Here is a 21,052-nt window from a genome sequence, read left to right as displayed (position 1 = left end):
CAGGGACGTACTTGCAGCGTCCCCGCACTCCGACATCGCCCCGCCAACCCGCGGAACGCCCGCTTTGGCTGTTGGCGTTGCATTGAGCCGGGTGCAGGGCTGCAAGCCCTGCAAAAACCCCCCTCACTTCACCCAGCTGTCGATCTCGCCGTGGGCGAATGGTCCCAGCTTTGCCTTCACCAGCCGCCCTTGTGCATCGAACAGCACGCTGTAGGGAAGCAGGCCCTGTGTATTGCCCAGCTGCACGCTGGCATCGCGCGGCCCCGGGGTCTCGATCACGATCGGGTAATCCACCGGTACCCGCTGCAGGAAACGGCGCACGTCCTCCGGCGTATCCAGCGCCAGTCCCAGCACCTGCACACCGTGCTCGCCCTGGACATGTGCGAAACGCGCCAGTTCGGGCATTTCTTCAACGCAGGGCGCGCACCAGCTGGCCCAGACATTGATCAACAGCGGGCGACCGGCAGCGTGCTGGCGCAGGTCCAGCGGCCGGCCATCAAGATCGGGCAGCGACAATGCGGGCAGGCTGTCGCCAACCTGCAAGGCGGGTGCCGCAGCCGCAACGGCGGGCGCCGCTGGCATGGCCTCAGGCGCAGCCGGCGCAGGAGCCAATCGATGCCCGGCCCACAGTCCAAGGCCGGCGGCCAGCACCGCTGTCCACAGCAGCGCTGGCCGTTGCCACTTCATCGTGCGGTGCGCAGCAGCGCTTCCTCGACCACCGCCTGGGTCAGCAGGGTCGGCAGCACGGTCGGCGGTGCGCCCGGGCCGTACACGACGTACAGCGGCACGCCCACGGCCTTGTGCTCTTCCAGGAACGTGGTGATCTGCGGATCGACGTTGGTGTAGTCCCCGCGCATGTACACCGCGTTGGTGCGCTTGAGCAGTTCCTTGAACTCCGGCCGCGACAGCACGGCGCGCTCGTTGGCCTTGCAGCTCACGCACCAGTCGGCGGTCATGTTCACGAACACCACGCGGTTGTCGGCGCGCAGGCGGTCCAGCAACTGCGGCGAGTACTCGACCACGTTGTCGCTGGCGGCCTGTGCGGCGCGTGCCGGCGGTGCCAGCTGGGTCACGCCCCAGGCGGGAACCAGTGCACCGATCGCCAGCAGCACGCCGAGCAGGGTCACTGCACGCGAACCAGTCCAGCGGTTGCGCTCGAATAGCCACAGGCCGAAGGCCAGCAGCAGCAGGCCACCCAGCACCAGCGCCATGCCGTCCACGCCACGCTGCTTGCCCAGCACCCACAGCAGCCACAGCGCGGTGGCGTACATCGGGAAGGCCAGCACGTGCTTGAGCGTCTCCATCCACGGGCCCGGCTTGGGCAGGCGGCGCGCCAGTGCCGGCACGAAGCCGATCAGCAGGAACGGCAGCGCCAGGCCCAGGCCGAGGAACAGGAACACGGTCATCGCCTTCAGCGGCGGGGCAATGAACGCGTAGGCAATCGCGCCGCCCATGAACGGGCCGACGCAGGCACTGCCGACCACGCAGGCCAACGCACCGGTGAAGAAATCACCGGCCGGGCCACTGCGGCTGGCCAGCGACTGGCCGAGGTTGCCGATGCCGCCGCCGAGGGTGAACACGCCGGACAGGCTCAGGCCCACCGCGAACATGATGTAGGCCAGCACCGCGACCACGCCCGGGTGCTGCAGCTGGAAGCCGATGCCGACGGCGTTGCCGATCGCGCGCAGGCCGACCATCAACGCGCCGATCACCGCGAACGCGACCAGTACGCCCAACGTGTACCAGAGGGCGTGGCTGCGCGCGCGCTGCGGGCTTTCGCCACTCTGCGCCAGGCTCAGCACCTTCAGCGAGAGGATCGGCAGCACGCAGGGCATCAGGTTCAGTACCAGGCCACCGGCCAGGGCCAGCAGCAGCACCCAAACGAACGAACGGTCCGGATTCGGCGTGGTCGCCGGTGGGCGCGTGCGCAGGGCGTTGTCACCGCGCGCATCGGCAGCGAACTCATTGCCGTTTTCGGCGCCTGCAACGGCCGGGGTGCTGGCATCCGTATTGGGCACCGTCGGCAGCAGGCGCAACGGGGCGCCGTTGGCGGCTTCGCGTGGTGCGCCGCTGGCGGTAGGCAGCGGACTGATCACCTCGTTGCGCGGCGGCGACTGATCGGTGCTGGCGTTGATCTTGCCGGCCGGGATCGACAGCTTCACCCGGCGGGTCATCGGCGGGTAGCAGATGCCATCGGTCTGGCAGCCCTGGAACGTCACCACCAGGGTGCTGTCGACCGCATCGGCGACGGCGCGGCGCAGCGGCAGCGGCACTTCCACCTGGTTGAAGTAGACCGAGACATCGCCGAAATGCTCGTCGCGATGCGACTGTGCGGCCGGCCAGCGCAGCTTGTCGGCCAGCACGCCGGTGCTGCCGTCCAGCTTCACCGAAGTGCGGTCGCGATACAGGTAGTAGCCCGGCGCCGGGCTGAAGCGCAGCAGCAGGGTGTTGCCGTCACTGGCGATGGCGTCGAAGCCGAACGCCTGCTCCGAAGGAAGCGGCAGCGCCTGGCTGTTGCTGGCGGCACCCGGCAGGCGCAGGCCGCCGCTGTTGCCGGCACCGGCCAGCGGGTTGTTGAACGGGCTGGCGGCGCCGGTACGCGTGGCCGGCGCCGCGGCCTGTGCGCCGCTACCGGGCAGGGTGACCTGCACCACGCGCTTCTGCGGCGGGTAGCACACACCGGCATCGGCGCAGCCCTGGTAACGCACTTCCAGGCTGATGGTGCCGGCGGCGTCGGTCGGCGTGCCAGGCAGGGTGGCCTGCAGGCGCTCGCGATAGGTTTCGACTTCGCCGAAGAAATCGTCGTGGTGCTTGTCGCCCTTGGGCATCTGCAGCGCGCCGGCGTTGAACGCCGGATCAGCCTTGACGCTGGTGCGGTGGCGATACAGGTAGTAGCCGGGTGCGATCTTGAACTGCAGTTGCACCTGGCCGCGCTCGGGGGCGGTGGCGGTCAGCGCGAACGCCTGGTCCACCGGCAGCAGGTCCTTCTCATCCAGGGCGAAGGCGGGCAGCGAGAGCCACATCAGGGCGCACAAGGCGGCGCCACGCGCAAACAGAGTCTTCAATCAGTGTCCTCCCGGGTCTGTGCCCGGATCCAGTCCAGATACGCCGGCAGGCCGGCCCGGGTTTCGACCGCGATGCACTCCGGGAGTTCATACGGATGCAGTTCGACGATCCGGGCAATCGCGTCATCGACGCGGCTTGCGGTGGTCTTCACCAGCAGTTGCAGCTCGGCGTCGGTGGTCACCTCGCCCTGCCAGCGGTAGGTCGACTGCGCGCCATCGAGGCGGGTCACGCACGCGGCCAGGCGCTCGCCGACCAGCGCGTGCGCGATGCGCTCGGCACTGGCCCGGTCCGGGCAGGTGGTCAACAGCAGCAGGACGGGATCGACGGTCGACATGACCGTCGAGTATAGGGCCGCCGCCGGGTCAGGGCCCGGCGGCGGCGATGGACCGCTGCGTTGCGCGGTCAGTTGGCCAGCTGGCAGGTTGCCGGCTTGGCCGAGGTGAACAGGCCCGGGGTCGCCCACTCGGGGTGGTCGATGAACGGATTGCGGTTGCCCTGGAAGCTGTAGATCACGTCATTGCGTGCACGTTCGGCATCATCCGGCGGGTCGGACAGGTGCCAGTCGATCAGCGTGGACAGCAGGCCCATGTAGGCCGGCGAACTGCTGGTCTTGACGATCTTGCTGCGGTCGTCGGTCAGCTCCAGGTCCGGCTCGGACTGGCCGGTCGCCGCATCCTTGCCGCCCTCGTAGCGGATGGCCATGTACAGCACCGCACGCGCCATGTCGCCCTTGCGCTTGCCCCACACCTCGAAGGTGCCGGTGTTGCCGTCCGGCGTGCGTACCCAGTTGGAGTTGCCCGGGTAACCGCCGCTGCCGCCGCCCTGGCCGTTGTTGGCCTCGGTGGCGCGCTCGCCGCAGTTGGCGTCGCACTTGCCGAACGGCTTGTTGCCACGGTCGGCGTTCCACTGCGCGTCGGTCAGGTACAGCATGTGGGTGTCGGTATACGGCGCGTACGGCAGGCCCTTGTCACCGGTGGTGGTGGCAAAGCCCAGCGAGTTCGGCCAGGTGTGCTCGCGGTTGTACTTCAGGCCACTGCCGCTGCCGGCGCGGTCGGTCACCTTGGCGTAGCTGCGGTTGCGATACGCATCCAGGATCCTGCCGGAATTGTTCGGATCCTCGTCGGCGATTTCCAGGATGGTCCAGGTGCTGGTGCCCGAGCCGCTGTACGGATAGGCGGTATGGCCCTTGATGGTGGCGTGCAGCGAGCAGCGCAGCTGGCTGGGGCTGCTGGTGTTGACCTTTGAGTAATAGCCGGCCGGTACACCCGGATTGCCCGGGTCGGGGTTGCCGCCGGTGCTGGCCACGGTGAACGCGATGCGGCTGTCGGCCGCCGGATGCGCGCCCTGCAGGTCGGTGATGCGCGCGGCGCGGATATCGAAGCGGCAGGCTTCACCGGCCACCAGCGCGGTGTTGGTGGACAGTTTCACGCTGCGGCCGCTGGCCGGGAAGGTCAGCGGCACGCTGCCGGAGGTGCCGCAGCTCAGCGCGAAGGCGCCACTGGCCAGGTTCACGGTTTCGCTGAACACCACTTCCAGATCGGCCGCGGCCGGGAAGGTGCTGCTGCCCTGTGCCGGGGTGGTGGTGGAGACCGATGGCGGCGTGTTCGGGCCCGGGGTGCCGCCGCCGCTGAAGGTCTGGCCGTTGTTGCAGCTGCCAAACGTCTGCCCGGCCGATTCGGCCCAGGTGAAGTGGGCGTACTGGCTGCCGCTGCCGGTCAGCTGCAGCGAGGTGCCCGGCGCGGTGCTGTTGGTCTCGGCCACCGGGATGTTCTGGCTGGTCATGCCGGCGGCAGGGCCACCGGAGGCGGTGATGGCGCCCTCGTAGCTGAGGAACTGGACCACCTTGCCGCTGGCATCGACCAGGGCGATGCCGTCGTTCGGGCCGTTCTGGAGGCCGTTGGTCGGGTAGCTGACCACGGCCAGGGTGGCGCTGCCGCAACCGGCGGCGGTGCCGGCCGGAACCGGGTTGTTGGCGTAGACCGTGGCGGCCGAAGGATTGCTGCCGTTGTAGAGGTAGAGGCGGTAGCCGGACAGATCCTCACCGGCGGTGGCTACGACCTCGATCGCTTCGCCGACGTCACCGGCGGCGGTGCTGTCGTCATAGTGCAGTTCATTGATGAAGACCTCGGCCTGAGCCGGCGCGGCGGCCAGCGCCAGCAGGCAGGCGGCGGCAAGCGGGGACAGCAATCGCATCGACAACTCCTTGTGATTGGGAATGCGCGGCCGAGCCTAAGGCCGATCCAGTGACACTTTGTCGTAAATGAACGTCAGATATCTGACAGTGGGACATTGGTCACCAAATGTCACCCGTTTCCCCCCTTGGCTTGCCGCGTTGCATCCCTATACAGGCGTCCACGCAGGGAAGGAGGTTTGCGGGTCCGGAGAAAAATTTCGGGATCGGCCCTTGAAAGGCCTGTGGAGGTCTCCATCTCTGTCGTGCTCCCGACTTGTCGGGCTTTTTCACGCGCGTTGCTGGCACTCGCCTGGTGTGACTGCTAACATCGCCGGACTTTTTCAGACCAATCAATAACTTAAGAGGTCTCTCATGAGCATCAAGCCGCTGCACGACCGCGTTGTGGTCAAGCCGATCGAAGCCGACGAAATCTCCGCCGGTGGCATCGTCATCCCCGACTCGGCCAAGGAAAAGTCCACCAAGGGTGAAGTTGTGGCCGTCGGCCCGGGCAAGCCGCTGGACAACGGCAACGTGCGCGCGCCGTCGCTGAAGGTTGGCGACAAGGTCATCTACGGCCAGTACGCCGGCAGCTCGTACAAGAGCGAAGGCGTCGAGTACAAGGTCCTGCGCGAAGACGACGTGCTCGCCATCATCGGCTGAGCCTCGGCGCGACCTGCTTTTCTGTAAGACATCCCTTTTCGTCGCCGGGCCCGGCCCGGCGCAAACATCGAGGTAATCGCAATGGCTGCCAAGGATATTCGTTTCGGTGAAGACGCCCGTTCGCGCATGGTGCGCGGCGTCAACGTTCTCGCCAATGCCGTCAAGGCCACCCTGGGCCCGAAGGGCCGCAACGTCGTGCTGGAAAAGAGCTTCGGCGCGCCGACCATCACCAAGGACGGCGTCTCCGTCGCCAAGGAAATCGAACTGGCTGACAAGTTCGAGAACATGGGCGCGCAGATGGTGAAGGAAGTTGCTTCGCGCACCAACGACGACGCCGGCGACGGCACCACCACCGCCACCGTGCTGGCCCAGGCCCTGATCCGCGAAGGTGCCAAGGCTGTTGCCGCCGGCATGAACCCGATGGACCTCAAGCGCGGTATCGACAAGGCCGTCGTGGCCGCCGTTGCCGAGCTGAAGACCATCTCCAAGCCGACCGCCGACGACAAGGCGATTGCCCAGGTCGGCACCATCTCGGCCAACTCGGACGAGTCGATCGGCCAGATCATCGCTGACGCGATGAAGGAAGTCGGCAAGGAAGGCGTGATCACCGTTGAAGAAGGCTCGGGCCTGGACAACGAGCTGGACGTGGTCAAGGGCATGCAGTTCGACCGCGGCTACCTGTCCCCGTACTTCATCAACAACCAGCAGTCGCAGACTGCTGACCTGGATGACCCGTTCATCCTGCTGCACGACAAGAAGATCTCCAACGTCCGTGACCTGCTGCCGGTGCTGGAAGGCGTCGCCAAGGCCGGCAAGCCGCTGCTGATCGTTGCCGAAGAAGTCGAAGGCGAAGCGCTGGCGACCCTGGTGGTCAACACCATCCGTGGCATCGTCAAGGTCGTGGCCGTCAAGGCTCCGGGCTTCGGCGACCGTCGCAAGGCGATGCTGGAAGACATGGCCGTGCTTACCGGCGGCACCGTGATCTCCGAAGAAGTTGGCCTGTCGCTGGAAAAGGCCACCATCAAGGACCTGGGCCGCGCCAAGAAGGTGCAGGTCTCCAAGGAAAACACCACCATCATCGATGGCGTCGGCGACAAGGCCAACGTTGATGCACGCGTGGCGCAGATCAAGACCCAGATCCAGGACACCTCCTCGGATTACGACCGCGAGAAGCTGCAGGAACGCGTGGCCAAGCTGGCCGGCGGCGTTGCCGTGATCAAGGTCGGTGCTTCGACCGAAATCGAAATGAAGGAAAAGAAGGATCGCGTCGACGACGCCCTGCACGCTACCCGTGCAGCCGTTGAAGAAGGCGTGGTCCCGGGCGGCGGTGTTGCCCTGGTCCGTGCGGTCACCGCACTGGCCGGCCTGAAGGGCGCCAACGAAGACCAGAACCACGGCATCCAGATCGCCCTGCGTGCGATGGAAGCCCCGCTGCGCGAGATCGTTGCCAACGCCGGTGACGAGCCGTCGGTCATCATCAACAAGGTCAAGGAAGGCACCGGCAGCTTCGGCTACAACGCCGCCACCGGCGAGTTCGGCGACATGCTGCAGTTCGGCATCCTGGACCCGACCAAGGTGACCCGTTCGGCGCTGCAGAACGCAGCCTCGATCGCTGGCCTGATGATCACGACCGAAGCCATGGTTGCCGAAGCTCCGAAGAAGGACGAGCCGGCCATGGGTGGCGCCGGTGGCATGGGCGGCATGGGTGGCATGGGCGGCATGGACTTCTAAGTCCCCGCTGTCACCCCGCAATGAAAAACCCCGCCGGAAGGCGGGGTTTTTTTTGTGGCCGGTCGGAATCAAAGTAGATCCACGCCATGCGTGGATGCCGCTCCCAGGTGTAAGTCTACCCGCGGCCCTCGCGCCGCTGCAGCCACAGGTGGGCCGCCAGCAGGGACAGCGCGCCGCCAGCAATCATCCCCTGTACCCACGGCAGCCCCGTGATCGGCGCAAGCAGCAGGCCCCCCGCCATCCCGATCAGACTGGCGCCGGCTGCCACCCGCTGACGTCGCTGCCGATGTTCAGCCTGGCGATGGCGTGCAGCGATGCGCAGACGCCGTGCATCCGGCTGCAACACCGCTTCGGCAATGGCATCGATCTCTGGGCGATTCATCCTGTCTCCTGCATTGCGTCCGTGTCTGCATGCTGCACGACTGCGGGACCTGTGTGCAACGGTAACGCTTCGATCATCTGACAAACGCTTTCGCCGCGCCGTACTCCCACTGCCACGGCACGCCGGTGTCGCCCAGCACGAACGCCACCAGGGCCGGGAAGGCCGCCTCTGCCCGCACATCGTTGCCCAGGATCACCACGCAGCGCTGGTGCTGCTCCATGCATACCAGCGTATTGCCCACCGCATCGTCGTGGCCGCCCTTGTAGAAGCCTGCGCCCTGCGGGCCGAGAAACGTCACCACGCCCAGGCCAGCCGCCAGGTCCTTGCGCTGCTGCGCCTTCGGCAGCTCCGGCTGCAGGGTGGGGAACTGGCTGGCGCTGGTGATCTGCAGCTGCGGCCGCACCAGCTCCCTGCGCATCGCCGCTGATAATCCATCGCCGCGCACGTAGCCAGCGGCGAAACGGGCCATGTCGGCGATGGTGGTATCCATTGAACCAGCCGCACGCACGCGGCTGCGCTCATCGTGCGGTTCGGCCACACCTTCTGCCGTCCAGCCATCGGCCAGGTTGGCGGCGAAATCCGCACGCCACATCATGCTGGTGCGGGTCATGCCGAAGCGGTCGAACACCCGCTGCTGCATCAACGCGCCCACATCCTCGCCCAGCCGCCCGCGTTCGATCACGAACTGCAGCAGGATCAGTCCCTCTCCGGAATACCCATATCGACTACCCGGATCAAAGTGGAACTTCAGGCGCCCATCGGGCTCCAGGAAGCCGAAGTTGGCAAAGCCACTGGAATGGTTGAGCAGCAGGCGTGGGGTGAGCTGGCGCCAGCGGGCATCGCCGGCCAGCACGCTGTAGTCGGCGTACTTCTTCGGTTCCGGTGGATAGTCCGGCAGCGGTTTGTCCAGGGCGGTAGCGATGCTCGCATCCAGATCGATCCGCGCGTCCTGCGCCAACTGTGCGACCAGATGGCCGAAAGCCATCTTGGTCAGTGACGCAGCGTACATCACGGTGTCGGTGCGCAGCGGTTCGCCTGCGGCGTTGCGTTCACCGTAGGCGGCCACATGCACCACCTTGCCGCCATCGATCACCGCCAGCGCCATGCCGCGCGCGTGGGCCGCCTGCATCAGCCGCTGTGCTTCGGCATCGATGCGAGTGGGCGAGGGCACGGGTGGCGGTGCGGCCAGCACGGCCAGCGGAAAAAGCGTCAGCAACAACAGGGCAACACGGCGCATGCGTGGAACTCCTGGTGGGGCGCACGGTGATGCTACGCCAGGCTGCCGCTGGCGTCATTGCCAGATGTCAGCTGGCCTGCGGCCGGCGCAGGCAGATCCGGGCCGCGCCGGCACCGATGTCCACCTGGCCGCCACGCATTGCATCCGCACCAAGGATCAGCGCCGGCCGACCCTCCAGGCCGATCGCCTTGAACACTGGCAGTTCGCTGATGCGGACCTCCATCGACGGGTGCTGCCAGCCGCTGCCGGTCATGCCGGGCAGGGTGTACAGCCAGGTTGCCTGCTTTCCGCCGCCCAGGCCTTCGGTGCCCTTTTCACGCACCCGCACCCGCGCGTCGCTGCCGTCGGTGCGCAGCCCCAGTGCGCGGGCTGCTTCGGCGTTGAGGACGGTCTGCGCGGCACCGGTGTCGACCACGGCGATGGCGTCCACCGCAGGCGCGCCCAGTGCAAGCGTGATGAAGCCGAACTGGCGCAGGCCGTCAGTGCGGCCGGGCAGCGCATTGGGCTGGCAACCCGGTCCTTCCAGGTTCAATCCACCGGGTGTCCACAGCGCCAGTTGATTGCGGCCGAAATCCCAACGGGTGTCCCAGCGTCCGGTCAGATCGTTGCCGATCAAGCCGTCAATGGCCGGATCATCCTCCTTCGGCAACGACGACAGATCGACCTTCATGGCTTGGGCCTGCAGCTGCCAACTGCCCAGCTGCCAGGACGTGCTGCGTATGCGCTGCAGCCGCGCGGACGCTGCACTGGCCCCTTGGGCCTGTGATACCTCTGCATCCGCATCCTCCAGACCATAGCGTCGCACGACGCGGTCATCGACCAGAGTGGCGCCTGCCGCGCTGTCGACCACGAAGCGCAGCGGTTCGGCACGCCCGTCCAGCGACACGGCCACGGCCGGATGACCGCCCTGCATCCACATCGGCAGGATGTGTTCGGGGGGATCGGACGCCAGCGCAGGCAGCGGGGCAGCAAGCAGGAAGAATGGGATGAGGCGCAAGGGAAGTCTCCGCAGTGATCATGGGTGACCATTGGCGCGCAGCGGCGTATCGCGGGAATATCGGCGTTGATACCGTCCTGATACAGACCTGCCTGATACTGCCCGCATGACGACTCCCGCCCGTGTCATCGTTGTCGATGACGACGCCAGCATCCGTGATGCCATCGCCGATTGCCTGCTGCTGCACGGCTACCAGGTGCGAGTGGCTGCCGACGCAGCGGCGCTGGATGTGCTGCTGCAGGTCGAACGTCCGGACCTGATCGTGCTTGACTGGATGATGCCCGGCGAGGATGGACTTTCGGTCTGCCGCCGATTGCAGGCGCGGGCGATCCCGATCCTGATGTTGTCGGCGATGGGCAGCGCACCGGACAGGGTGATCGGCCTGGAGATGGGCGCGGACGACTATCTGGCCAAACCGTTCGATCCGCGCGAGCTGCTGGCGCGGGTACGTGCGCTGCTGCGCCGGCAGGACAAGCTGCGCGCGCAGGTCGCCAGTGAACTGCGCTTTTCTGGTTGGCGGTTGCTGCCGGAACAACGTCGCCTGCTGGCCCCGGATGGCAACGAGCTGGTGCTCAGCCGTGGTGAATTCAGCTTGTTGCTGGCGCTGGCCGAACGCCCCGGGCGGGTGCTGGGGCGCGAGCAGCTGCTGCAGCTGAGCCGTGGCGAGCCCAGTGACAGCGTCGACCGCGCGGTCGACCTGGCGATCAGCCGCCTGCGCCGCAAGCTCGGGCAGGCTTCACCCGGTGCGGAATCGCTGGTGCAGACATCGCGTGGCGAAGGCTATCGCTTCGACGCCGAGGTACAGCTGCTGTGAGCAGCCGGTGGCCGACCGCGCGTTGGATCACGATGCTGGCCCTGGCCAGCCTGCTGCTGGCGACACTGGTCAGCGTGGCCGTGGTTGGCTGGATGCCTCGGCCCGCGCCGCCACCGATGCAGTTGGACCAGGCCGTGCAGGTGCTGCGAGGGGAACAGGCGCCGGCGTCGCTGGGCCTGCATCTGGCGACGCAGGCAGCGCCGCCGCAGGGCAACGCCAGCGACTGGCTTACGCAGCTGGCGGCGCAGCAGCTGGGCTTGCCGGTGGAGGATGTTCGGCTGGTATGGAGTGGACAAGGCAAGGCGCCCGATGTGCAGATCATTGAAGACGGCGCGGTGCTGGATGCCACGGCGCGGGCCGGCGTACTGAAGGCGCAGGCCGCGCTGCTGACCGCGATGCAATGGCCGCCGTTTGAACTGGGCATGCGCCAGGCCGATGGCCGATGGCAGGTGGTGGGTAGTGACCACAGCGATCTGGCGGCGTGGCGCCGGCAGGTCGTGCTGGCGCTGCTGGGCGGTGCCGTGCTGCTGGCGCCGTTGGCGGCGTGGGCATCTATCCGCTTGGGGCGCCCGTTGCGACGGTTGGCCGAAGCCAGCGCGCGTGTGGATCTGCAGGCTGAAACACCATTGCCGGACGAGGGCCCACGCGAAGTACAGATACTGGCTGCAGCGATCAGCACCGGGCGCGTGCGCCTGCGCGAACAGGCCCAGGACATGACGCGCATGCTGGCCGCGGTAGCGCACGACCTGCGCACGCCGTTGACCGGCCTGCGTCTGCGCGCGGAGTTTGCACCGCCGCCACAGGCGGCGCGGATGGTGGCCGACATCGAGCGCATGGACACGATGATCGAGCAGGTGCTCGACTACGCACGCGGCGAATTGCAACCACTGCAGTTGCGGCCGCTGGACCTTGCCGCGTTGCTGGAGGAATGCGTGCAGAGTGCCCTGCTGCGCGGTGTCGAGATCTCCATCGAGGGACCGGACACCTTGCCGTGGCAGGGCGACGCGCTCCTGCTGCGGCGGGCGATCGACAACCTCATCGACAACGCAGACCGCTACGCCGGTGCCGTAGATCTGCACACCGCCATGGAAGGCAGTCGCATGCAGCTGGATGTGATGGACCGCGGCCCCGGCATTGCCGAGGACGACCGCGCACGCCTGCTGCAACCCTTCCAACGCAGCGAGAGCTCGCGCAGCCGCGCCACGGGAGGCACCGGCCTGGGCCTGGCGGTGGCGGCCAACGTCGCACGACGGCATGGGGGCGAGCTTCTGCTGCTGCAGCGTGACGGCGGCGGACTGATCGCACGCCTGCTGCTGGGGCCGGTTTCCTGATATCGCCTTGATACTGGCGTTGGAGCCTTGTTTTGCAATATGATTAGGCACCTAATCATGTTGGAGAGAGCCATGCTGGAAGCCAAGCACAGTGCCCTTCTGGATGAAGCGCAACGACGCGGCCATACCGGCGTCGCGCAGTTGCGCCTGTGTTTCCAGCTGCTGTCGCTGTCATCGGCCATCGACCGCGACTGCGCCACGCGCCTGGCGCCGCACGGGCTCAGTGAAGGGCGTTTCATCGTGCTTTTCCTGCTGCACGGCGCGGGTGGCACGCTGCCTCCGCATGAACTGGCCGAGCGCGCAGGTGTCACCCGCGCCACGATCAGTGGCCTGATTGATGGCCTGCAGCGCGAAGGGCTGCTGCAGCGGCGCAGTGACGCCGAAGACGGCAGGCGCCTGCAGATCGTGCTGACCACACAGGGGAAGTGCCTGGCCGAGACGCTGTTCAACCAGCACACGCAATGGATAGGGGGCTTGTTCAGCGGGTTGGACGCGGAAGAACAGCAGCAGTTGTCGCAGCTGCTGCACAAGGTCTGGCGGCACACCGATACAGGTCGTGGGGCATGAGCGGGACCCTGACAGCTGAGCGATTGAATGCGCTCAACACTGGCAGCGTCGCCGCCAGCCATCTGGCTGAATGCCTGGCGGTGGATTTCGCTGCGCTGCTGCAGGCGGTGGCACCTACGCTTGCACCGGAAGCGCTGCAGCGCATGCAGGATGCCTCAGCCAAGGGCATCACGCTGCGCATGGCCTTGGCTGCGCAGCTGCTGCGTGAGGCGGGGCAGGGCGCGCCTGCGCCTTGGCAGCATCACAGCTCCGACACCGTGCGCGGCTGGGCCTGCTACCTGATCGGCAGCGATGCCCGTGCGACGTTGGCAGAGAAGCTGCAGCAGATGCGCACGCTGGCCGACGATCCACACTTCGGTGTGCGCGAATGGGCGTGGCTGGCGCTACGCACGGACATCGTTGCCGCGCCGATGCAGGCGCTTGAGTACCTGCAACCGTGGACACAGGAAACTTCGCCGTACCTGCGCCGCTTCGCCTGCGAAGCACTGCGTCCGCGCGGTGTCTGGGCCACACATATCGCGCTGTTCAAGCAGCACCCTGAACATGCATTGCCGATGCTGGAAGCACTGGCTGACGACCCGGAACGCTACGTGCAGGATTCGGTCGGCAACTGGCTCAATGATGCCGGCAAGACTCAGCCGAAGTGGCTGCGCGTGCTGTGCACGCGTTGGCAGCACGAGCGCCACAGCGACGCCAACGCCTACATCCGCAAACGCGCACTGCGCTCGCTCCGGTAGTGCCGGATGCTGGCCGACAACCCCGCAACCCCGTCAACCTCAAGGAAGAACCACCATGTCGCACACCTTCATCGAGCTCTATACCGCCACGCCGGCCTGGACCACACTGCCGCCCGAGCAGCGGCATGCCTTCTTCGCCCGTATTGGCGCCGGCATGCAGCAGTTCGATCCAGCCCGGATCACGCCGCTGGCGATGGGCCGCATTGCCAAGGACGTACCGCACAGCAGCGATGAGCAGTTCTATGCGGTCTGGCGCTGCGCGAGCCGCGAGGAGGTCGATGCGCTGGTGGCTGGCATTGCCGCTACCGGCTGGCATGAGTACTTCACCACCACCCATGCGGTAGGCGCGATGGACAGCATGGCCCAGCACCTGGCCGACCTGGCCGCCTTGTAGCGGGGCGGCAGACGCCGGCAGATCCCGGTCCTCGGCATGGGTGGCACATGCGCCTGTCACCCGGACGCGGTAAACAGGACATTGCCCATGTCCATCCGCAGGGAAGTCGATCATGCAGAGCACGCTCCAGGTCACGCTGTTCGGCCCTCTTGGCGACTGCCCGGCGTTGCAGTTGCCGGGGCTGGAGGGGCCGTCGGTGGCCATCCAGGAATCGGCCCTGCGGCGGTTGGTTTCCGACCTCTACACCGCGCGTTCCCTGCTCAACCCCGAGCAGCTGGACGAGGCCCGGCAGGAACTGGATCGCGTGCTGGAACGCTGGGCCGACATCCATGAGGGCCTGCTGCTGGACGTGGAAGTGCATGGCAAATGAGCGACTTTGCGTGGTTACCGCCGCGTAAGCCGGGCTGGCGCGCATCTCGCTGAACCGCGTCCCCAGTTGCGTATGAAACATTTTGCACTGCGCAAAAGCTGTGCTATCAATAGATCCCATGAACGCAGCCCCCACCAGCTTTTACTGGTATTACTTTCCGAAGCCACCGGCGGAGGAAGGATTGCGCTCACCCTGAAGAAAGCTTCAGACGCATTCCCGAAAGCCGCCAGCGAACCTGGCGGCTTTTTTCATGCCAGCCACGCTGGGGACCCCCAACGTTCCGGAGATCTCCCGCAATGCCCCCGCACACCGACGACCTGCGTATCCGCACCATCGAACCGCTGACACCGCCTGCCCAGCTGCTGGCGATGCTGCCCTGTGACGATGAAGCCTCCGACACCGTCAGCGCCTCGCGCGCGGCCCTGCACCAGATCCTGCATGGCCGCGACGACCGCCTGGCAGTGGTGGTAGGCCCGTGCTCGATCCACGACCCGAAGGCCGCCATCGAGTACGCCCAGCGCCTGAAGCCGCTGCGCGACGCGCTGGCCGGTGAACTGGAAATCGTCATGCGCGTGTACTTCGAGAAGCCGCGCACCACGGTGGGCTGGAAGGGCCTGATCAACGATCCGGACCTGGACGGCAGCTTCAGGATCGACAAGGGCCTGCGCATCGCACGCGGCCTGCTGCGCGACATCAACAAGCTGGGCCTGCCGGCCGGTGTCGAGTTCCTCGACGTGATTTCGCCGCAGTACATCGCCGACCTGGTGGCATGGGGCGCGATCGGCGCACGCACCACTGAAAGCCAGGTGCATCGCGAGCTGGCCTCGGGGCTGTCGTGCCCGGTCGGTTTCAAGAACGGCACCGATGGCAACGTGAAGATCGCCGCTGACGCGGTGGGTGCGGCGTCCAATCCGCATCACTTCCTGTCGGTCACCAAGCAGGGCGGAACCGCCATCGTGTCGACCACCGGCAACCCGGATTGCCATGTGATCCTGCGCGGCGGCAAGCAGCCGAACTACGACGCAGGCAGTGTTGCCGAGGCCTGCCAGGTGCTGGCCAAGGCCAAGCTGCCAGCGCGCCTGATGATCGACGCCAGCCATGCCAACAGCCTGAAGAATCCGGAGAACCAGCCGAAGGTGATCGACGACATCGCCGTTCAGCTGGAAGACGGCGAACAACGCATCGTTGGCGTGATGATCGAGAGCCATCTGGTTGGTGGTCGCCAGGAACTGGTGGAAGGCCAACCGCTGGTCTACGGGCAGAGCATCACCGATGGCTGCATCGACTGGGACACCACCGTGACGGTGCTGGAGCGGCTGGCCGCGGCCGTGCGCGCCCGCCGTGAAGTGAAGGTGTCCGAAGCCGCCTGATGGAAGCCGCTTGAGTGCGGCACTTGTGTGGATGGCGGCCAGCGCCTGCGGGGGTGCGGCCGCGATCAGGGCCGGTCGGAGTTGGAGACCGGCCCATCTGCACCGGCGATGCGCCTGGCGCTGCGCATGAGCGACAGCGCCAGGTACATCGCCGGGGTGGTGAGAACGATGGATGGGGCCTTCATGTAGCGTCGAGCCCGCGAAGCGCGGGGCTTTGTAGAAGATCCGCTCCACGTACGCTCCAGGTCACGTCACAATGCCACTTCCTGTTTGGTGGCCGCAGCCATGAAAGAACTGATCATTCCAGAAGCCGCACAGCGCGATGAGGATTCCATCGAGATGATCCGCGTGTGGATTGCCGAACGGGGATTGCATGCTTCGCTGAACGTTGGCCTGTATGGAGATCGTCCTGGCATTCGAGAGGAGCATGCGTGGGGACGCATCCTGGCAGACGTCGCCCAGCATGTCGCAGATGCTCTGGTCGTGAGTGGCGGGATGGACCGCGGCGCGGCGATCAACGCGATCAAGGATGCATTCGATGAAGAGCTGCGGGCGCCGTCCAGTGGGCGCTCGGGGGGATTCGTGGTCCGCCACTGAGGGACCAGATGGGCGCCGCGGCGCTGGAGACAGCGTCCCAACGCAACACGGCAACAAGCGCTGGGCGACGTGGAGAACGCGAACTTCAATGCACTTCGTCGTGGTACACGAACTTCGGCATTTCCCAGCGGTAGTGGATCGCCAGCAGGCGCAGCGCGAAGCCGCCGCCGAGGCAGCACAGGATTGCGGTGGCATCGGCCACGCCCCAGTGCAGCAGCAACAGGTAGGCCGCGCCGGTCAGCAGCGCGATGATCGCGTACAGCTCCTTCTGGAAGATGAGTGGTACCTCGTTGCAGAGGATGTCGCGCAGCACGCCGCCGAACGCGCCGGTCAGCATGCCGGCGATCAGCACGATCGGCATCGCATGGCCGGCTTCGCGCGCGATCGAGCAGCCGATCAGGGTGAAGGCGATCAGGCCCAGGCCGTCGAGCACCAGGAAGGTGCGGCGGAAGTGGTGCATCCAGCGCGCCACCCAGGTGGCGATCAGCGCCGCACACACGGTGAAGCCGAGGTACTCGGGATGTTTGACCCAGCCCAGCGGGTAGTGGCCGAGCAGGATGTCGCGCAGCGAACCGCCACCGAGTGCGGTGACGCAGGCGATCATGACCACGCCGAACAGGTCCATGCGGCGGCGGCCTGCGGACAGTGCGCCAGTCATGGCCTCGGCGGAAATGGCAATCAGGTAGATGATGGACAGCAGCATGGGACAGGCTCCGGGCGCGGTGGGGCCGGCCATGCGCGACTACCGCCACAGCCTGCGCAATGACGGGATGACGATGACCGGTGCCGCTCCCGCTGTCCTTTTGCCTGAGAGTTCAGCGGCGTAGGCCGCGTGCCCCTTCGGCGGATCGTCCCGGGCGTGCCCGGTGACCTCTCTCCAGCTCGGCGAGTCGAATGCATGGTTGGTGGGATTCCAGCCCACCGGCCTGAGCGATCATGGGAGCCTGCGCCTTCGGCGGGCGCCAGCGCGGCGCCTCTCTCCTGCATTCGGGTGCCAGTATATCCGCTGCAGTGCAGCACGACATAATCCAGGCATGGCCCCGTCCCTCCGCCCGTGGTTCCTGTACCTGCTCGAATGCCGCGATGGCAGCTATTACGCCGGCATCAGCACCGATGTGGAGGCGCGTTTCGCCGCCCACCAGGCCGGCAAGGGCGCGCGCTACACCCGGGCCCGGCCACCGCTGCGCGTGCTGGCCGTGCGCGAGTACCCGGACCGGGCCGCCGCGTCACGGGCCGAATGGCAGCTCAAGCAGCAGCCCCGCGAACGCAAGCTGGCTTGGCTGCAGGCGCCGGTCCTGTAGATCCACGCCACGCGTGGATGGGCTACCCGGCCCGTGCGATGATCGCCTCGCGCCCAGAGCTGGAGACCCGGATGTCCACGATCGCCCTGCTGTTCGCTCTTTCCGCAGGCACAAGCCCCGCCGCCGCCCCGGCCACCCTCGCGGCCATCGAAGCCACCTGCCACGACTATGTCGATGGCCAGCTGGAAGCCGACCCGCAGCGCGTCGCCCGCTCCCTGCATCCGGACCTGGCCAAGCGCGCTGTGCTCGGCGATACACCTGACGAACGCCTGGGCCTGCGCCGGATGTCGAAGGAGGAGCTGGTCTTGCTGACGAAGCAGGGCGCGTTGAAGACCCCGAAGGATCAATGGGATCGTCGCTGCACGGTGCTGGACGTGACCGGCAACGCGGCCTCGGTACGGCTGGAGACCCCGTGGTTCGTCGATTACTTCCACATGGGGCGCTTCGACCAGCGCTGGGTCATCGTCAACGCGCTGTGGTACCCGAAACCGAAGGCGCAGTGAGCGATGCGTGCCGCCGGCAAGGCATGGATCTCCGTCGTCGTGCTGGTCGCCGGCATCGCGCTGCTGCCTGGACTGCTGTACCTGCTCGGGCTGGTATTAGCAGGCGGTCGGCCGAAGCCGGCCGACCGTGCGCTCAGTGGTGTGGCTGCGTGCAGCAGTGAGCCACGGGCGGGGTATCGGCCGATGAACCCCTGGCGCTTCACCGCCCAGTTCTTCGACAACGACGCGATGAAGAAGGTGCCTGAAGTGGAGCGGGAGGCCTTCTGGATTGCCCGGCGCTATCTGTGGCGGCAACCGCAGCGCGGCGTGCTGCGCTGGCAGCTCAGCAGTACCGCATTGACGATCTGGATCACCCGGCATTGGAGTACCGCGCAGATTGCCGACACCGCAAGGAAGGAGGACTTCTGCCGGACCTGGTCGAAACGACGGATGTCCGGTGGCCCGATGAACCGGTAGATCCACGCCATGCGTGGAGGGTGTTGACCGGGTCAGAGCCCTTTCCTGCGGAAAGGGAGCCGACCCCGTTGCGTGCGCTCCTACCGCTTCGGTCGCCGGTCGTCCTGGTCATCACCGAAGATGATGCGCGCGCTGCGCTGGTAGCTCCAGTACGCCACGGCCCAGTTCAGCAGCACCACGATGCGGTTGCGGAAGCCGATCAGGAAGAACACGTGCGCGGCCAGCCAGAACCACCACGCCAGCACACCGGACAGCTGCAGCCGGCCCAGATGCACGATCGCAGCCATGCGGCCGATCGTGGCCAGGTTGCCGAAGTCTGCGTACTTGAACGGGCCGGGTTCGGGCTTGCCGTGCAGGCGCGCGCGGATCACCTCGGCCACGTACTTGCCCATCTGCTTGGCCGCGGGCGCCACGCCAGGCACCGGCTTGCCGTTGGCCTGGTTCAATACGGCCAGATCGCCAGCCACGAACAGTTCCGGGTGGCCAGAGAGGGTGAGGTCGGGTTGCACCTGCACGCGCCCGGCGCGGTCCAGCGGCACCTCCAGCGTGCGCGCCAGCGGTGAAGCGGCCACACCGGCGGCCCACACCACCGTGCGTGCCGGCACGAACTGATCGCCGAGCCTGAAGCCCTGGCTGTCGATGTCGCTCACCGGAGTGCCGGTCAGCACTTCCACGCCCAGCTTTTCCAGCTGCCGGCGCGCCTTCAGCGAAAGCACTTCCGGGAACGAGGACAGTACGCGCGGACCGGCCTCGACCAGCCTCACCTTTGCGCTGGCCGGGTCGATGTGGCGGAACTCGTTGCGCAGGGTATGGCGCGCGATCTCGGCCAGCGTGCCGGCCAGTTCGACGCCGGTAGGTCCACCGCCAACCACGGCGAAGCTCAACCATGCGGCCTTCTTCGCCGGGTCCGGTTCTGCCTCGGCGCGCTCGAACGCCAGCAGCAGCTTGCGGCGCAGCGCGATGGCATCGTCCAGCGTCTTCAGCCCGGGCGCATCATCGGCCCATTGGTCGTTGCCGAAGTAGGCGTGGGTGGCGCCGGTGGCCAGCAGCAGGCTGTCGTAGTCCAGCGTGCTGCCATCGGCCATGCGGATCTGCCGGGCCTGCTTGTCGATGGCCACCACTTCGCCGAGGCGGACTTCCACATTGCGCTGGTGGCCGAGGATGTGGCGCAGCGGTGCGGCGATATCCGGGGCGGACAGGCCGGCGGTGGCCACCTGGTACAGCAGCGGCTGGAAGAGGTGATGGTTGCGGCGGTCGACCAGGGTGATGCGTATGCGCTCGCGGGCCAGGGCGCGGGTGGCCCAGAGACCGGCAAAACCGCCGCCGACAACAACCAGGTGGGGAACGCGCTCGCGACTCATCGACTCACTCCAGTGGGGGCATTGGGGGAAGCGCCTGGCATCTTCGCATGATGGCCCCCTGTCACGTCAGCGCCCGCGTGGATCGGCGATACTCGGGTTCAGGCAACGGCCCGTGAGGAGCCCATGAGCGAACCGGAAAAGCGCATCGCCCTGTTGATCGACGCCGACAACGCGCCGGCCTCGAAGATCGACGAGGTCCTGGCCGAAGTCGCCCGCTACGGTGTGGCCAACGTGCGCCGCGCCTATGGCAACTGGAAGAGTCCGCGGTTGAAGGGCTGGGAGGCGGTGCTGCACGAGTACGCGATCCGCCCGATCCAGCAGTTCGCCTACAGCAAGGGCAAGAATGCCTCGGACATGGCGATGGTGATCGACGCCATGGATCTGCTGTACGCGCGCAACCTCGATGGTTTCGCCATCGTCTCCAGTGATGCCGACTTCACTCCGATGGTGATGCGCCTGCTCACCGACGGCGTGAAGGTGTATGGCTTCGGCGAGAAGAAGACGCCCGAGCCATTCGTCAACGCGTGCTCGAAGTTCACCTACCTGGAAGCGCTGGGCCAGACCCACGCCAGCGTGCCGGATACCGAACAGGCCTCCAGCGAACAGGCCTCGAACGAGCCGGTGGCCAACGACGATGCGCGGCCGCGCAAGAGCGGTGCGGAGATGCGCAGCGACACCCGGCTGGTGAAGATGCTGCGCCGCGCGGTCTCCTCGGCCGAGGGCGAGGATGGCTGGTCGCATCTGGGGCCGGTTGGCAGCCAGATCGGCAACCAGGCTTCGTTCGATCCGCGCAACTACGGTTACGGCAAGCTCAGTGATCTGCTGGCAGCGATCGGGCTGTTCGAGCTGAAGAAGGACGGCAAGTCATCCTACGTGCGCGCGCTGCCGAAGAAGAACCGGTAGTGCCGGCCGCTGGCCGGCAACGCCGGATGCAAGATCCCGCATCCGGCACGCACACACCCCACCCGATCAGGCGTATCGTTGCCGCTCGCATTGCCAGCAAGG

At 66.8% G+C, this 21,052-nt stretch carries 23 protein-coding genes and 2 riboswitches; of the genes, 14 read left to right on the top strand and 9 right to left on the bottom strand.

Annotation, left to right across the window (positions count from 1 at the left end; translation table 11 throughout):
- Window positions 1–123: 123 nt before the first annotated feature.
- From G5A07_RS07240 to G5A07_RS07225, 4 genes are all read right to left on the bottom strand, one after another.
- A complete protein-coding gene (locus tag G5A07_RS07240; protein ID WP_100446841.1) occupies window positions 124–687 on the bottom strand; it encodes a TlpA disulfide reductase family protein in 564 nt (187 codons plus the stop codon).
- Window positions 684–3,065, bottom strand: a complete 2,382-nt coding sequence (locus G5A07_RS07235; protein WP_191863098.1) for a protein-disulfide reductase DsbD domain-containing protein — start codon at window positions 3,063–3,065, stop codon at window positions 684–686. The genes G5A07_RS07240 and G5A07_RS07235 overlap by 4 nt, the downstream gene beginning before the upstream one ends.
- Window positions 3,062–3,400, bottom strand: coding sequence for a divalent-cation tolerance protein CutA (gene cutA / locus G5A07_RS07230; protein WP_010481118.1), 339 nt, complete (start codon window positions 3,398–3,400; stop codon window positions 3,062–3,064). The genes G5A07_RS07235 and cutA overlap by 4 nt, the downstream gene beginning before the upstream one ends.
- A gap of 68 nt (window positions 3,401–3,468) precedes the next feature.
- Complete coding sequence (locus G5A07_RS07225) at window positions 3,469–5,259, bottom strand: endonuclease (RefSeq protein ID WP_191863097.1); 1,791 nt, start codon at window positions 5,257–5,259, stop codon at window positions 3,469–3,471.
- 352 nt (window positions 5,260–5,611) lie between these two features.
- On the opposite strand from G5A07_RS07225, the gene G5A07_RS07220 reads away from it, so the two are divergent.
- Both G5A07_RS07220 and groL read left to right on the top strand, forming a co-directional pair.
- On the top strand, window positions 5,612–5,899 hold the full coding sequence (locus G5A07_RS07220; RefSeq protein ID WP_019338944.1) for a co-chaperone GroES: 288 nt from the start codon (window positions 5,612–5,614) through the stop codon (window positions 5,897–5,899).
- Between the two features lie 81 nt (window positions 5,900–5,980).
- The gene (gene groL, locus G5A07_RS07215) at window positions 5,981–7,630 is read left to right on the top strand and encodes a chaperonin GroEL (RefSeq protein ID WP_191863096.1); all 1,650 of its coding nucleotides are present in this window, start codon (window positions 5,981–5,983) and stop codon (window positions 7,628–7,630) included.
- A gap of 115 nt (window positions 7,631–7,745) precedes the next feature.
- Here the strand turns inward: groL and G5A07_RS07210 are convergent, their stop codons facing one another.
- The 3 genes from G5A07_RS07210 to G5A07_RS07200 all read right to left on the bottom strand — a co-directional run bounded on the left by G5A07_RS07210 (window position 7,746) and on the right by G5A07_RS07200 (window position 10,246).
- Window positions 7,746–8,012: a hypothetical protein gene (locus tag G5A07_RS07210; RefSeq protein WP_043397487.1), complete on the bottom strand. Its 267-nt coding sequence runs from the start codon at window positions 8,010–8,012 to the stop codon at window positions 7,746–7,748.
- Between the two features lie 73 nt (window positions 8,013–8,085).
- The gene (locus G5A07_RS07205; protein ID WP_191863095.1) at window positions 8,086–9,249 is read right to left on the bottom strand and encodes a serine hydrolase domain-containing protein; all 1,164 of its coding nucleotides are present in this window, start codon (window positions 9,247–9,249) and stop codon (window positions 8,086–8,088) included.
- A gap of 67 nt (window positions 9,250–9,316) precedes the next feature.
- A complete protein-coding gene (locus G5A07_RS07200) occupies window positions 9,317–10,246 on the bottom strand; it encodes a pepsin/retropepsin-like aspartic protease family protein (protein WP_191863094.1) in 930 nt (309 codons plus the stop codon).
- A 106-nt stretch (window positions 10,247–10,352) separates the two neighbouring features.
- On the opposite strand from G5A07_RS07200, the gene G5A07_RS07195 reads away from it, so the two are divergent.
- From G5A07_RS07195 to G5A07_RS07160, 8 genes are all read left to right on the top strand, one after another.
- Window positions 10,353–11,060 (top strand): response regulator transcription factor, encoded by a 708-nt coding sequence (locus G5A07_RS07195; protein ID WP_010481131.1) that lies wholly within the window; start codon window positions 10,353–10,355, stop codon window positions 11,058–11,060.
- 32 nt (window positions 11,061–11,092) lie between these two features.
- Window positions 11,093–12,391, top strand: coding sequence for an ATP-binding protein (locus tag G5A07_RS07190; protein ID WP_191863101.1), 1,299 nt, complete (start codon window positions 11,093–11,095; stop codon window positions 12,389–12,391).
- A gap of 72 nt (window positions 12,392–12,463) precedes the next feature.
- Window positions 12,464–12,958: a MarR family transcriptional regulator gene (locus G5A07_RS07185; protein ID WP_049452939.1), complete on the top strand. Its 495-nt coding sequence runs from the start codon at window positions 12,464–12,466 to the stop codon at window positions 12,956–12,958.
- The gene (locus G5A07_RS07180) at window positions 12,955–13,695 is read left to right on the top strand and encodes a DNA alkylation repair protein (protein WP_191863093.1); all 741 of its coding nucleotides are present in this window, start codon (window positions 12,955–12,957) and stop codon (window positions 13,693–13,695) included. The genes G5A07_RS07185 and G5A07_RS07180 overlap by 4 nt, the downstream gene beginning before the upstream one ends.
- A gap of 55 nt (window positions 13,696–13,750) precedes the next feature.
- Window positions 13,751–14,089 carry a DUF6616 family protein gene (locus G5A07_RS07175; RefSeq protein WP_059035574.1) on the top strand — a complete coding sequence of 113 codons (339 nt, stop codon included), beginning with the start codon at window positions 13,751–13,753 and terminating at the stop codon, window positions 14,087–14,089.
- Window positions 14,090–14,201: 112 nt separating this feature from the next.
- Window positions 14,202–14,459 carry a hypothetical protein gene (locus tag G5A07_RS07170; protein ID WP_059035572.1) on the top strand — a complete coding sequence of 86 codons (258 nt, stop codon included), beginning with the start codon at window positions 14,202–14,204 and terminating at the stop codon, window positions 14,457–14,459.
- Window positions 14,460–14,755: 296 nt separating this feature from the next.
- Window positions 14,756–15,829, top strand: a complete 1,074-nt coding sequence (locus G5A07_RS07165) for a 3-deoxy-7-phosphoheptulonate synthase (protein ID WP_053443579.1) — start codon at window positions 14,756–14,758, stop codon at window positions 15,827–15,829.
- Window positions 15,830–16,114: 285 nt separating this feature from the next.
- A complete protein-coding gene (locus G5A07_RS07160; protein WP_010481144.1) occupies window positions 16,115–16,426 on the top strand; it encodes a DUF5076 domain-containing protein in 312 nt (103 codons plus the stop codon).
- An 85-nt stretch (window positions 16,427–16,511) separates the two neighbouring features.
- Here the strand turns inward: G5A07_RS07160 and G5A07_RS07155 are convergent, their stop codons facing one another.
- Window positions 16,512–17,129: a trimeric intracellular cation channel family protein gene (locus G5A07_RS07155; RefSeq protein WP_005411215.1), complete on the bottom strand. Its 618-nt coding sequence runs from the start codon at window positions 17,127–17,129 to the stop codon at window positions 16,512–16,514.
- An 84-nt stretch (window positions 17,130–17,213) separates the two neighbouring features.
- Window positions 17,214–17,317, bottom strand: a riboswitch (glycine riboswitch).
- Window positions 17,318–17,330: 13 nt separating this feature from the next.
- Window positions 17,331–17,420: riboswitch (glycine riboswitch) on the bottom strand.
- Window positions 17,421–17,460: 40 nt separating this feature from the next.
- On the opposite strand from G5A07_RS07155, the gene G5A07_RS07150 reads away from it, so the two are divergent.
- The 3 genes from G5A07_RS07150 (at window position 17,461) to G5A07_RS07140 (ending at window position 18,686) form a co-directional block, all read left to right on the top strand.
- Window positions 17,461–17,727, top strand: coding sequence for a GIY-YIG nuclease family protein (locus tag G5A07_RS07150; RefSeq protein ID WP_049452937.1), 267 nt, complete (start codon window positions 17,461–17,463; stop codon window positions 17,725–17,727).
- Between the two features lie 71 nt (window positions 17,728–17,798).
- Window positions 17,799–18,230 (top strand): nuclear transport factor 2 family protein, encoded by a 432-nt coding sequence (locus tag G5A07_RS07145; protein WP_049453026.1) that lies wholly within the window; start codon window positions 17,799–17,801, stop codon window positions 18,228–18,230.
- Window positions 18,231–18,233: 3 nt separating this feature from the next.
- Window positions 18,234–18,686: a hypothetical protein gene (locus G5A07_RS07140; protein WP_049452935.1), complete on the top strand. Its 453-nt coding sequence runs from the start codon at window positions 18,234–18,236 to the stop codon at window positions 18,684–18,686.
- Window positions 18,687–18,766: 80 nt separating this feature from the next.
- On the opposite strand, the gene G5A07_RS07135 is transcribed toward G5A07_RS07140, so the two are convergent.
- Window positions 18,767–20,047, bottom strand: coding sequence for an NAD(P)/FAD-dependent oxidoreductase (locus G5A07_RS07135; RefSeq protein WP_049452933.1), 1,281 nt, complete (start codon window positions 20,045–20,047; stop codon window positions 18,767–18,769).
- A gap of 123 nt (window positions 20,048–20,170) precedes the next feature.
- On the opposite strand from G5A07_RS07135, the gene G5A07_RS07130 reads away from it, so the two are divergent.
- Window positions 20,171–20,950 (top strand): NYN domain-containing protein, encoded by a 780-nt coding sequence (locus tag G5A07_RS07130; protein ID WP_010481148.1) that lies wholly within the window; start codon window positions 20,171–20,173, stop codon window positions 20,948–20,950.
- Window positions 20,951–21,052 lie beyond the last annotated feature (102 nt).

The sequence above is a fragment of the Stenotrophomonas sp. AS012628 genome (assembly GCF_010608305.1).
Taxonomy (GTDB): domain Bacteria; phylum Pseudomonadota; class Gammaproteobacteria; order Xanthomonadales; family Xanthomonadaceae; genus Stenotrophomonas; species Stenotrophomonas geniculata.
The sequence above is the reverse complement of the archived record's forward strand: the minus strand, read 5'-3'. Positions and strand labels throughout refer to the sequence as shown.